This is a genomic window from Tannerella forsythia, from assembly GCF_003860135.1.
Taxonomy (GTDB): Bacteria; Bacteroidota; Bacteroidia; order Bacteroidales; family Tannerellaceae; genus Tannerella; species Tannerella forsythia_A.
Genome location: NZ_RQYN01000142.1, coordinates 1 through 659, shown reverse-complemented (window position 1 = coordinate 659; position 659 = coordinate 1). Strand labels below are relative to the sequence as shown.

The 659-nt window shown below is 33.7% G+C and carries 1 pseudogene; it reads left to right on the top strand.

The annotated features are described in order from the left end of the window. Window positions 1–659, top strand: a pseudogene (locus tag EII41_RS13690) (IS1 family transposase); the annotation flags it as partial.

Here is a 659-nt window from a genome sequence, read left to right as displayed (position 1 = left end):
TCCAAGATGTGGAAGCATAAATCATCGTAAAGATGGCTTTATTGGTGGTCGTCAGCGCCATTATTGTAAAGATTGTCATTATCGTTATACAGTTCAACAGAAATCTAATATAAAATCAGCTGCTACTCGTAGATTAGCTTTGGAGATGTACTTGGAGGGCTTAGGTTTTAGAGCAATCGGACGCATATTGAAAATAAGTCATACAATCGTTTACTATTGGGTAAAAGAATGAGGTGAAAGGGTTGCTTTACCACAAAAAGAGGAGCCTGTTTCAGTTGTTGAATTAGATGAAATGCACACATATATAGGTTCAAAAAAAACTACTGTTGGGTATGGATTGCTGTTGATCGATTTGGAAAACGATTTATCTCTTTTGTCTGTGGGGACAGAAGCACAGATACAAAAATGAAGCTTTGGCAAAAAATAAAAAACATTCCCGCATCTGTGTATTATTCTGACTATTGGAAGAGCTATAAGGAATTTCTTCCTAATGTAAAACACATTCAAACAAAGGCAGAGACCTATACAGTCGAACGTTATATTAGCAGAATAAGACATTATTTAAAAAGGTTAAAAAAGAAGGAAAGTGTTATAGTAAGGCAAAACATATGATAGAAAAATCCCTAAAATTACTTTTTCTAAAACTAAACAATGAAATA